General features: G+C 41.8%; 9 protein-coding genes. All 9 read right to left on the bottom strand.

Annotation, left to right across the window (positions count from 1 at the left end; genetic code table 11):
- Positions 1–22 precede the first annotated feature (22 nt).
- The 9 genes from gltB to CYCPU_RS0100260 all read right to left on the bottom strand — a co-directional run bounded on the left by gltB (position 23) and on the right by CYCPU_RS0100260 (position 12,771).
- Positions 23–4,492 (bottom strand): glutamate synthase large subunit, encoded by a 4,470-nt coding sequence (gene gltB / locus CYCPU_RS0100300; protein WP_016390280.1) that lies wholly within the window; start codon positions 4,490–4,492, stop codon positions 23–25.
- 179 nt (positions 4,493–4,671) lie between these two features.
- Complete coding sequence (locus tag CYCPU_RS0100295; RefSeq protein ID WP_020161610.1) at positions 4,672–6,111, bottom strand: SPOR domain-containing protein; 1,440 nt, start codon at positions 6,109–6,111, stop codon at positions 4,672–4,674.
- Positions 6,101–7,204, bottom strand: coding sequence for a 3-dehydroquinate synthase (aroB, locus tag CYCPU_RS0100290; protein WP_020161609.1), 1,104 nt, complete (start codon positions 7,202–7,204; stop codon positions 6,101–6,103). Before aroB ends, CYCPU_RS0100295 begins: the two co-directional genes overlap by 11 nt.
- Entirely contained in the window at positions 7,201–7,719 is a 519-nt protein-coding gene (gene aroK / locus CYCPU_RS0100285) for a shikimate kinase AroK (RefSeq protein ID WP_016390277.1), read from the bottom strand. The genes aroB and aroK overlap by 4 nt, the downstream gene beginning before the upstream one ends.
- 135 nt (positions 7,720–7,854) lie before the next feature.
- On the bottom strand, positions 7,855–9,996 hold the full coding sequence (gene pilQ, locus CYCPU_RS0100280) for a type IV pilus secretin PilQ (protein ID WP_020161608.1): 2,142 nt from the start codon (positions 9,994–9,996) through the stop codon (positions 7,855–7,857).
- Positions 9,997–10,040: 44 nt separating this feature from the next.
- Positions 10,041–10,574, bottom strand: coding sequence for a pilus assembly protein PilP (locus CYCPU_RS0100275; protein WP_020161607.1), 534 nt, complete (start codon positions 10,572–10,574; stop codon positions 10,041–10,043).
- Positions 10,571–11,155, bottom strand: coding sequence for a type IV pilus inner membrane component PilO (locus CYCPU_RS0100270; protein WP_016390274.1), 585 nt, complete (start codon positions 11,153–11,155; stop codon positions 10,571–10,573). The genes CYCPU_RS0100275 and CYCPU_RS0100270 overlap by 4 nt, the downstream gene beginning before the upstream one ends.
- Complete coding sequence (locus CYCPU_RS0100265) at positions 11,156–11,710, bottom strand: PilN domain-containing protein (RefSeq protein WP_015004866.1); 555 nt, start codon at positions 11,708–11,710, stop codon at positions 11,156–11,158.
- Positions 11,710–12,771 (bottom strand): pilus assembly protein PilM, encoded by a 1,062-nt coding sequence (locus tag CYCPU_RS0100260; protein ID WP_020161606.1) that lies wholly within the window; start codon positions 12,769–12,771, stop codon positions 11,710–11,712. Before CYCPU_RS0100260 ends, CYCPU_RS0100265 begins: the two co-directional genes overlap by 1 nt.
- Between the last annotated feature and the right edge of the window lie 44 nt (positions 12,772–12,815).

Raw genomic sequence — 12,815 nt, 5'->3', positions numbered from 1 at the left:
GTGTTTCTCTACGTTAAACTTCTTATGAGGTTATTGAATCTAATAGCGATTTAACGTCAGCCGCTTTAGGTGCAACCAGCCAGAAGTGTTGTATATAATCAGCAAAATTATCAAGTATATCTTGACCTCTTTTACTGCCTGTTTCGACTGTAAACTCTTCTATTAAACGGCGTAAATAGCCACAATGTGCATCCATTGACTCTGTATACACACGATGAATATCTACCAATTCATGGTTATATCTGTCGACAAACGTACGTGACTCATCCAATACAAATGCAAAGCCACCCGTCATTCCTGCCCCGAAGTTAATGCCGGCCTCTCCTAAGACAGCAATAACACCACCTGTCATGTATTCACAACCATGGTCTCCAATGCCTTCAACAACCGCTATTGCGCCAGAGTTTCTAACAGCAAAACGCTCTCCTGCTAGGCCAGCTGCAAATAATTTACCATTGGTAGCGCCATATAAGCAGGTGTTACCCATGATGGTTGAATCATGACTATCGAACATGCTATTTGCTGGTGCTTTTAGAACCAGTTTACCACCGGCCATACCTTTACCAACATAATCATTCGCATCGCCTTCAAGTGTCATATTTAGACCACCCGCATTCCACACACCAAAACTTTGGCCTGCTGAACCGCTAAAGTGAATATCAATAGGGGCATCGTTCATACCATTATTGCCATAACGTTTCGCGATTTCACCTGATACGCGAGCACCAATAGACCGGTGAATATTACTAATCGTATATCTAAACGAACCACCCGCTTTTGCTTCGATTGCTGGCAGCACATCTACCACTATTCCTTCAGCAAATGCGGCATCGTCAAACGGATCATTTTGTGGCGTAATGCAGTGCTGTGCTTTCGTTTCATTGCCCGGAATATAATCCAAGATAGGCTGTAGTTTTAAGCCACTTTGCTTATCTGTTAGTCCCTCAATTTGCTCAAGCAAATCTGTTCGGCCAATGATGTCTTCAAGTTTTTTAAAGCCCAGTTTCGCTAACCATTCGCGCACCTCTTGAGCAAGGAAGCGGAAGTAGTTCATCACATACTCTACTTCTCCGTGATAATGCTTCATGCGAAGTACATTATCTTGTGTCGCAATGCCTGTCGCACAGTTATTTAGATGACAAATACGAAGGTATTTACACCCCATAGCAACCATTGGGCCCGTACCAAAACCAAAGCTTTCGGCACCTAAGATAGCCGCTTTAATAACATCTAGACCAGTTTTTAGCCCCCCATCTGTTTGCAGACGAACTTTGTCTCTTAGATCATTTGCAAGCAATGTTTGATGCGTTTCAGTTAATCCTAACTCCCACGGTGCTCCAGCATAACGTACTGAGGTTAGTGGGCTGGCACCTGTACCGCCGTCATAACCCGCAATCGTAATTAAATCGGCATAGCATTTAGCAACACCCGCGGCGATCGTTCCAACACCCGCTTCTGAAACCAATTTAACCGACACAAGGGCTTCTGGGTTCACTTGTTTCAAATCAAAAATAAGCTGAGCCAAATCTTCAATTGAATAAATATCGTGGTGTGGTGGTGGTGAAATAAGTGAAACGCCTGGCTTAGAGTAGCGCAGCGTTGCAATCATTTTATTAACTTTATCCCCCGGCAACTGCCCACCTTCGCCTGGCTTAGCACCTTGAGCAACCTTAATTTGCAGGACATCGGCATTAACTAAATAATGTGGTGTTACACCAAAGCGCCCTGATGCAATTTGTTTTATTCTTGACAGCTTTTCAGTGCCAAATCTTGCAGGGTCTTCACCCCCTTCACCAGAATTTGAACGGCCACCCAAACGATTCATTGCAATAGCTAATGTTTCGTGCGCCTCAGGTGACAACGCACCCAATGACATTGCAGCTGTATCAAAACGTGTATACAAGCCTTCTGCGGGCTCTACTTCATCGATAGAAATAGCTTTTTTCTCATCTAACTTCAAGCTAAACATATCGCGAATGGAGGCAGGTGCACGGTGATTCACCTCATCAGCATACAGACGGTATTTACTAATATCACCTGAACGGACCGCTTGTTGTAAAGAGTTGACAACATCTGGGTTATAAGCGTGATACTCCCCCCCATGAACATATTTCAACAAACCGCCTTGTTCAGTACTTTTTCGTGGGTTCCAAGCTACTTTAGAGAGTTGTTTTTGCTCATTTTCTAGCGTTTCAAAACCAACCCCTTCAATGCGGCTGGTGGTTCCTTTGAAACAGGTATCAACAACTGCCGATTGCAGCCCAACAATTTCAAATAACTGCGAGCCACGATAGCTAGCAATTGTTGAAATACCCATTTTAGATAGTATTTTGTACAGCCCTTTATTGATACCCTTACGGTAATTCTGAGCCAACACATCTTCTTCAATACCAGTTATATCGCCCGTTTCCAGCATGTCGTTCAGCGTTTCATAGGCAAGATATGGACAAACAGCCGTTGCACCGTAACCAATAAGCGTTGCAAACTGGTGTGGATCTCGGACCGTAGCCGACTCAACAACAATATTTGACTGGCAACGCAAACCAACGTTGACCAAATGATGATGTACAGCACCCGTCGCTAATAAGGCATGTACTGGTAAAAAGCCCGCTGCTAACCCTCTGTCACTTAAGACAATAACAACATTACCTTCACGAACTTTTTCCTCAGCTTGCTGACATATATGCTGAATAGCACTTTCTAAATTAAACACAGACAAGTCATATTGCAAACTTATAACCGCGCTTTTATATGACGAATCTGTCATTGACAGCAGTGCATCAAATTTTGATGCTGATAAGACCGGTGAACCCACTTCTAAGCGGTGCGCATGTTCGGCCGACTCTTCAAATAGATTTTTTTCCCGACCAAAGCTTGTCATCAATGACATAACCACTTGCTCACGCAAAGGGTCAATAGGCGGGTTCGTTACTTGTGCAAACTGCTGTCTAAAATAATCATACAAGCTACGAATTTTAGTTGATAAAACAGGCATGGGGATGTCATCACCCATTGAACCAATTGCTTCTTGGCCTGCTTCTGCCAACACTTTAAGTACTTGATCTCGCTCTTCAAAAGTCAACTGGTACTGTTTTTCATGCACCTGTAAAGTTGCTTTATCTAATGGCGCCAAAGTCAGCGGATCATCATCTCTTTCTGTACATAGTTTTTTAGTGTGCTCAGCTAACCATGCTTTGTACGGTTGACGAGCCTTTAAACGGTCATCAATTTCCTTCGGTGTAATCAGTTCGCCTTTTTCTGTATCCACAGCTAACATTTCGCCCGGTTTTAAGCGACCTTTTTGCACAACGTCTTCTGGCTTATAATCATACACGCCCACCTCAGATGCCAGGGTGATATGACGGTCCTTAGTAATCACATAACGAGCAGGGCGTAGGCCATTTCGATCGAGACAACACGCTACATGACGACCATCTGTCAGCACAATGGCTGCAGGGCCATCCCAAGGCTCCATATGCATCGATGAATATTCATAGAAAGCACGCAGTTCAGGATCCATAGTGTGAACATTTTGCCATGCTGGTGGGACAAGCAGGCGCATAACACGGAAAATATCCATGCCGCCAGCAATCAGACCATCCACCATATTATCCAGACTATTTGAGTCTGAGCCTACGGACGAAACCCAAGGTCGAATATCATCCATATTAGGTATTAAAGGCGTTTCAAACGTATAGCTACGTGCTTGCGCCCAGCTTCTGTTACCGCGAATAGTATTAATTTCACCATTATGTGCCAGAAACCTAAACGGTTGAGCTAGACGCCATTGTGGAAATGTGTTGGTTGCAAATCGCTGATGGAAAACACATTGTGAACTTTCCAGTTCTGGATTATTTAAGTCTGGGTAAAAAACCGGTAAAAACTCTGGCATTACCAAGCCTTTGTAAGAAATGACATTTGAAGCCAAACTCGCCACATAAAACATCTCGTCGTTTTGTTCTATCCGCTTTTCAGCACGACGTCTTGCAATATATAGGCAACAATCCATTGCTGCATTATTCATTCCCTCTTTGGCATTGACAAATACCTGCTCAATACAAGGCAATGTTGCTAAGGCTTGTTCACCACATGCTTCTGTATTGGTTGGCACAGTTCGCCAGGCAATAACAGTGAGCCCTTCTTTTTCTATTTCTTCTTTAAGGATTAGTTTTGCTTGCTCAGCCTTAGACGCATCTTGGCTTAAAAAGACCATGCCAACAGCGAACAATTCAGTCGGTGTCGCGCCAAGCTCTTGTGCTTTTGCACGAAAGAATTTTTCTGGCGTTTTAAGGAGCAAACCACAGCCATCACCTGACTTGCCGTCTGCTGCGATGGCGCCACGGTGGGTCAATCGAGCTAACGAATCGATGGACGTCTTAATCAGCCAGTGGCTCGGTTTGTTATCAATGTGCGCAATGAGTCCAAATCCGCAGCTGTCTTTTTCAAACGCAGGGTCATATAAACCCGCTTGAGGGATTGAGGTATGTTTCACTCGGTTAACCTTATGTGCTTAGTTATTGAATAGACAACTTACTTACGCAAGTCGGCTAATAATTATACCAATCAGATAGATTATTTTCAATTTTGAAGAGCATATCTATTAACAAATACCACACTCTCAAGACCTACGCGACACACGCTTAACTAAATGTCAGCTTTTTAGCACCTAGTTCACTCTTTAACTAGAACATCTCTTTGAACGGCGTCAAACGTACGAACCCAAGGTTTTAATGCCGTCAAAGAAGCCGGCATCTTATTCGCTTTTTCTTCTGCTAGCTTTTTATTTTCAAAATCACCATAGATGACCACAAACCATTGCCCAGCATTTCTTTTATGTTGAAAAAAATATAATGGTTTAAGGGTGTTATGTTTAAGAATAAACTTTTTTGCAGACTCTTCTGTAGACACACCCAACAATTGCAAAGTGAAATGTTTTTTATCTCTACTTTCAAGCCATTGGTGATTCAACTGAATAGCTGTTAATGCTGCGGGTGCTTTGGCGCTAGGATTACTATTTTCTTTTATAGATACGACCTCCTTGCTATCGCTACCTGACTCCTCTGCTTTGATGTTAGCTAGAACCACCGTTTGAGTATTAACGCTCCTCTCTACCTTAACGGCCCCTACCTTTTCATCTGTATTTCTCAGGCCACTCACCTTTGTTTTACTCGCCGTCTCTAAAGGAGCGTCTAACATTGAAGAAGGCGTTTTGAACTCTTTTATCTCGCTAAAGCCGCTTACTCTTGGCTGCTCAGTAATCGCTGTTTTAGCTGGAGTTTCTAGCTTTTGGTTATGTATCCGCCCTGCCGACTGAGCCTGCACAACAGTAGAAGGCACTTCCTCACTTTCTTCTTGAGGGTAAAAGATAAAAACTGAAACACCCAGCAATAAAATAGCTAGTGCTATTAACCCTATTACGGATCCTGATTTCACAAGTGTAGGCTTTTCATGCCCCATAGCTGAGGTGCTCATTTGCGCTAAGACATCATTTATTCGCCCTGGCAAACCACCTGTTTCAATAAATAACACCACTTCATCTAGGCCTACCAAATTAGTCAGGCCTGGATTGTTTTTTTGTATTATCTTTCGCGCATACTCTGTTGTCTGCCGTTGTGTAAATGGCTCTAGGTCAATCAACTGGCAACGCGACTCAATGGCCTCTCCTAGATTATCCGCAGAGCTTAATAAAACTTGCAAACAATCATAGCTGTCTGCCAATTTAAACAAAAAATCGAACTGCGCCTCGCCTAATTGATGTGTATCTTCAATACAGATAATGACTTTTTTTTCTGCTTTTGACGCAGCTGCCAATCGCACAAGAAGCTGTTTGTTATTGCCTTCCAATTCATCAAAAGCTTGAGTTAATACCTCCAATGGAGATGTTGTATCCATTAGCGATTTCGCTGGTATTAAGCAAAACTGCCAACGCTTATCCCTTTGTTTGTCAAATTGCCTAAGAAAAAAAGACTTCCCTGATTGTTCTGGCCCTCTTAATAAAATAGCTTGCCTTGTATTTGGAATAAGGTGAAGTATTAGATCAAGCCGCTGCTGCCTTTCTGCTGGGAAAAACTCCTCCAGCCCCACCTCTTCATTTAGGCGATTAAGAGACATCTCTGTCTTTTCCGTCAATCACTTTTTTAATTAACGACTCATCAGTGCAGTCATAAATAACGGCTTCACCAAGGTTTTTTAGCAGCACTAGTCGAATAGAACCTGAGGTGTTCTTTTTATCGACTTTCATATGCTTTATAAAATCGGCACCGTCCATTTCTTCAGGTGCTTTTACTGGCAAGTTAGCTTTTATACATAAGGCCTTTATCCGGACAGCCTCATAAGAGCTCATCCAACCCAACTCCACAGATAATTCTGCTGCTAAACACATTCCAGCGGCTACCGCCTCGCCATGTAACCATTCACCATACCCCATATGAGTCTCGATGGCGTGCCCAAATGTATGCCCAAAATTAAGTGTTGCGCGTATTCCAGACTCTTTCTCATCCTTCTCGACGATCTCAGCTTTTTTCTCACACGATCTTTTAATTGCATAAATTAATGCGTCCGCTTTTTGTGCTAATAAATACTCTATATTTTTTTCCAGCCAGACAAAAAAATCCATATCATTTATCGCACCATATTTTATGACTTCTGCCAAACCGGCACTTAGTTCTTTGGCTGGCAATGTTGAGAGCACTGTCGTATCGATCAAAACAGCTTTAGGCTGATAAAACGCCCCAATCATATTTTTACCCAAACGATGATTGACCCCTGTTTTTCCACCCACAGAGGAATCAACCTGAGATAACAAAGTAGTCGGGAGCTGAATAAAACCAACTCCTCTTTGATAACTTGCAGCTGCAAAGCCTGTCATATCTCCAATCACACCACCACCCAAAGCGATCAATGTGACTTGCCGGTTACATGTGTTTTCTAATAATGAATCAAATATTTTATTTAGGTACTCTAGCGTTTTAAACCGTTCACCATCTGGCAGAATAGCGGTTCTAACGTCTACACCTACTGGCAGCTGATCGACCAACTGGCTTAAATACATTGGTGCAATCGTTTCATTCGTGACAATCAATACTTGGTTAGAGACAATGTGCTTTTCAACGAATGCTGGCTGCGTTAATAAACCCTCACCGATGTAAATAGGGTAGCTTCTATCACCAAGGTCAACATTCAATATCTCTAATTTATTATTCATTTTTTCTTTAGTTGCTCAAGAATACTTAAGATTACTTTCTTACTACTTGTTTTGTTTGTGCTAACAACGATGTCTGCAATTGATTCATAAATCGGCGCTCTAAGTCGCATTAATTCTTCCAGCTTCTTCCGTGGGTTGTCAATTTGCAATAAAGGCCTTTTTGTATCAAATTTTGTTCGGCTTAACTGCTGCTCAACAGAACATTGTAAGTATATAACCCAGCCTGTTTCCGTTAACACTTTACGATTTTCTTCGCTTAAGACAATACCACCACCTGTTGCAATGATAGCGCCATCCAATACCGACAGTAACTTAAGTTTATCGGTTTCTCTAGACCTAAAACCTTCTTCCCCTTCAAGCTCAAAAATTAAGGATATTTCTACCCCTGTACATTTAATAATTTCTGCATCTGTATCATAAAATGCTTTATTTAAACGCCGCGCTAACAGTTTACCAATCGTTGATTTGCCGGCTGCCATTGGGCCCACAAGATAGATATTATTTTTTTCTGGCATGAACTTTATCTTATTCTGAAATTTGCTAGAACTATATCACGAGCATTTCATAGCGCGTGCAATGTATTGCTTACAACAAGTACAAGCACATAAAAAAACGGGGCTTAGCCCCGTTTTTTTATCAATCTATCGTTTTTAATTAACCGCTAAATTATCTTTTAATATTTTAGGTGTAATGAAGAATAAAAGCTCTCTGTTATTATCTTGCTTAAAGTCTTTCTTAAATAACACCCCAACACCTGGCAAATCTCCAAAGAAAGGAACTTTACGAACACTGTGATCTTTCGAACGCTCATAGATACCCCCTAAGACAACTGTATCGCCATTATTTACCAGTACTGTCGTATCTACTTCCTGTGTATTAATTGGCACACCACCCGGTTGAACATTTGAGAAATCTGGCGAGTCCTTCGTTATATTTAACTCTAAGTTAATTCGGTCATCTGGTGTAATTCTTGGCGTCACCGATAACTTTAACTCTGCCTCTTCAAAACTCGTTGAAGTAGCGCCTGAAGAGGATGCCTCTTGAAATGGAATTTCAACACCTTGACTGATTTCAGCCTCAATTTGATCAGACGTAATAACACGGGGGCTTGAAATAACTTCACCTTTTGCTTCTGTTTGTAACGCTGACAGTTCTAATTGTAATAAAGAGCTTCCAATTTTACCCATTATAAACTGTATCGCACCCGCTGGACTGGCCGCTGGCAAATCAACCATCAAACCTTCGCTGCCACCAACATCAAAAATATTTCCGGCTCCAACCGTTATTCCATTTTCTAATGCTCCACCCACGACTGTTGTTGAATCCCCTGTAGCAACGCCACCACCCGTTATGCCAGACAAACCGAACCTGACACCTAAGTCACGTGTAAAGTCATCATTCGCAATCACAATTCGCGACTCAATCATCACTTGTCGCACTGGGCGATCTAAACGCTCAATAATTCTACGAATTTCAACCAATTTTTCAGCGGTTTCTTGAACCAACAAAGTATTAGTTCTTTGGTCAACTGAAACCCCACCTCTATTGGAAATTAACTTTGTATTTGAATTAGTATTTCCACTACGCCCGCCTGTAGATTTTAAAATTGTCACCAAGTCAGAAGCCTTGGCATAACTAACCTCAAAAAACTCCGTTAATAATGGCGACAATTCCACCACTTGCTTTTTGGCTTCAAGCTCTAATTTCTCTTGAGCCGCGACCTCTGCTTGTGGGCCAACCATCATCACATTGCCCGTAATCCGCTTCGCCAAACCTTTGCTTTTAAGAATAATGTCTAATGCCTGATCCCATGGAACATTATTCAATCGCAAAGTCACGCTGCCACCGACAGAATCACTAGCCACTAAATTCATATCTGTGAAATCGGCAAGCAGTTGCAATACAGATCGAACTTCTATGCTTTGAAAGTTTAGAGATAACTTTTCACCTGTATACGGAAATTTATCAGCTACCAATTCTTCTTGCTCTTGTTTTGTTAATGGTTTGAATTCAACCGTTAACAATTCATCCATCTGATATGACAAAAATTCGTAGTGGCCAATTGCTGCAATTGATAACTTTGTATCATTACCAGATGGCATCACATCAATAGTTTTTACAGGTGTTGCAAAATCTAATACATCTAATCTATTAGCAAGCTCTGGGGGTAGCGAAGTGTCTTTAATATCTACAATGACTTTACCACCTTCCTGCTTAACATCTACAACCGAAGAGGTATTTGTAAGGCTCACTAAAACACGCCCTTCACCTTCTTCACCGCGCCTGAAATCCACTGCACTAACTAATTTATCTGCCGCTTTTGCTGGTGCTGTTGTTGCACTAGGACTGCTAATCACAGGAGCACTGGTCACATTACCTAACGTTATAAAGACACTCTGCCCCTCTATTTTTGTTGCATAAGGCGCAGCATCATTAAGGTTAAGCACAACTCGTGTTCTACCACCTGCCTCTAACGCTCTAACGCTGATGGCTTTACCGATATTAATTGGAATAGTTGTTTTACCAACACCATTACTTACCCCCATAAGGTCGATGGCTATTCTAGCTGGGTTATCAGTACTAAAACTTTTCAACTGATCTGGCGCAGAATCCAACGATAGTTCAAGCTGCACTTTATTCCCAGGCAAACCGGAAAATTGAATATCCTTCAGAATGGCTGCTTGCGCAGGCATCATTGACATCGAAGCCCAACATGCCATAGCAAACATTCCTTTTATTAGCCGAGCTTTTTGCTTTGCTATGTCCCATCCACTTGCATTTGACTTGTGCATGAATTTTCCCTTATTTACATGTTTCATTATCAATATTCTCTTCTTTATTCAACAAGAGCCAAAGAAGCTTCTCTTTCGCGCCACTTACCAGCTGTTGTAGCTACCCATTCTGCAAGATCAATTTGTTGATCTTGTATTCTTATAATTTTGCCGAAGTTTTGACCTAAATAATTACCTGCCTGAACGCGGTGTATAACTCCATCATTTGCCTTTACAAGGGCCCACTGTTCATTATCTTTAGACAGCGTACCAACCATCCTTAATGTATCTAGCGGGTAAGCTTCCAGTTCCTCTTTTTCTCTTTCCAAATCAGGTCCAGGCCCTTCTACATTCATCATTTTCTCAATAGCCTGAGGCTCATCAAGTTTTTCAAAGGGGTTACGCAAGCCATCAGCAACATAACTATACGACTCATACGACTTGATAACAGGCATCGGCTCAATTGGCGTTGCTGGTTTAGACTTTACTTGTGAAATATAGGCTTTTAAATCATCAAATTCCTCGCTAACACAGCCCCCCATCAATAGCGTCAACATGATAAGAATCAGCAGTTTATTTAGCTTTAAGCGAGCCATCATTTATCATCCTCATCTAAGTAACGATAAGTTTTTGCAGTTGCATTCATTGTCATCTGCCCACCTTTTCCAGCCGGTGTTAGTGACACATTATGTAACGTTACAATACGTGGTAAGGCTGCTAAATTACTAACAAACTCTCCAAACTCGTGATAACTTCCCACTACGGTTAATTTAATCGGCTTTTCAGCATAAAAATCTTTTCTTTTTTCGCCCGACGGTTGAAATAAGCTAAACTCCAAACCACTTGCTAAGCCTGCTTGGGAAACATCAACCAATAAATCGGCTATTTGTGTTTTATTAGGTAACTGCTGCAACATTGCACCGAACTGCTCCTGCATATCACTAAGTTGTTGCTTATAGGCATCTAGGTTGACAGCTTTTGCTTGTTTTCGCTCAAACGTTTTCTTTAAGGCCGTTTCTTTTTGCTCTACTTTCTTTAAGTCATCCCACTGATCAAGCGTGTCAAAATAAACCCAAGCACCGAGCAAAATAACACTTACTAAAACAATAGCCCCTATTTTAATAGCGGTGGGCCAATTACCCGCCTCATTAAAATCCCAATTAATCTCATCTAAATTCATTTATTTTCCCTCCGTGGGCTCCCCAACTTTTGCCTGAGCAACTTTCAGGGTAAAACTATTTGCATCAACACCTTTTGAGCGAATCACATTCAAGTCAGTCCCTTTCAACCAAGGCGACTGCTCCAAACTACGCATATAAGCCGAGACCCTTGTGTTCGATTGGGCATTACCCTCGATGGCCAGTTTTTTTCCGCTTTGGTTAAATTTAGTAAGGTACACACCTTCAGGCACTGTTTTTGCCAATTGATCAAACATGTGTACGATTTCAGGCCGGCTACTTTGCAAACGTTGTATGACTTCCATCCGAGCCAGCAGCTTACTTTTTGTCTTATCTAACGCTTCAATTTCCTTAATTTTTTTATCTAAAACAGATATCTCATTTTGAATAAATCGATTACGGTTATTTTGAGTTTCAATAAGCCCTTCAATCGAAAAGTGCACTGTCGCCATCAAGATGATTGATGCCAATACACCCATACCCAAAAACATTAAAAAGTCAATTTGGCGCTGCTTTCGCAGTTCTTCGCGCCATGGAAGAAGGTTAATTTTAGCCATTAATCAAAACTCCTTAATGCAAGACCCGTTGCAATCATCATTGCGGGCGCATCATTACTAAGCGCCTGAGCTTTTACTTTCCCGGCCAATGTCATCTCAGAAAATGGGTTTGCTACCGTTGCAGGGGTTCCTAGTTTTTCCTCTACCAACGCATCAATCCCTAGTAAAGATGAAGTACCCCCAGAAAGAATAATGTGATCTACGCTATGTTGAGCGCTAGAAGAGAAAAAGAACTGCAATGAACGCCCAATTTGTTGGCACATGACCTCTTTAAAGGGGTCTAACACTTCTGTTATATAACTGTCTGGCAAGCCGCCATGTTTTTTGGCCATGCCAGCTTCTTCATACGAAAGCCCGAACCGACGTTGAATCTCTTCTGTTAATTGTTTACCGCCAAAGCCCTGCTCTCGAGAGTAGATGACTTTATTTTTATGAATAACATTAAGCGTTGTTACCGTAGAGCCTGTATCAGCAATAGCAATCGTTGCCTCGGGGCCATAGTCGGGTAGTCCGCTTTGTAAAAGCCCATAGGCATTTTCTAGCGCATAGGCTTCGACATCCACTATTTTGGCTTTCAACCCGGCCAGATCTAATACCGCCACCCTATCGTCTATATTTTCACGCCTTGACGCTGCCAGCTGTACATCTATTAAACTTGCATTTTTTTCATTTGGACCAATAACACTAAAATCCAGATTAACCTCGTCCAAAGCATAAGGAATGTATTGATCAGCAATCATCTCAACCTGCGCTTCGAGTTCTTCATCACTTTCAGGTTTCGGGATAGTAACAATTTTGGTGATAACAGCGGAACCAGAAACCGACAACGCAGCTTGCTTTAATTTTGTGCCTGAACGCTCAATAACGGTAGACAGCGTATTTCCGATAGCCTCAAGGTCTGCAAAGTTATTATCAATAACCGCATTTTCAGGTAACGCTGCAACACCATAGCTCTCCACTCGGTAACGTGAACCATGTCGACTGAGCTCTATAAGCTTAATCGCTGATGAACTGACATCAATACCCAAAACATTAGGGTTATTACGTTTGAAAAAAGACATCCTGTATTTTCCTTCTCTTTAGTCGTTCCTGTGACCACACAGAG

Origin of the sequence: Cycloclasticus pugetii PS-1 (genome assembly GCF_000384415.1) — a bacterium.
In the GTDB taxonomy this organism is placed as follows: Bacteria; Pseudomonadota; Gammaproteobacteria; order Methylococcales; family Cycloclasticaceae; genus Cycloclasticus; species Cycloclasticus pugetii.
Note: the sequence above shows the minus strand (reverse complement) of the source record. Positions and strands in the feature narration are given on the sequence as shown.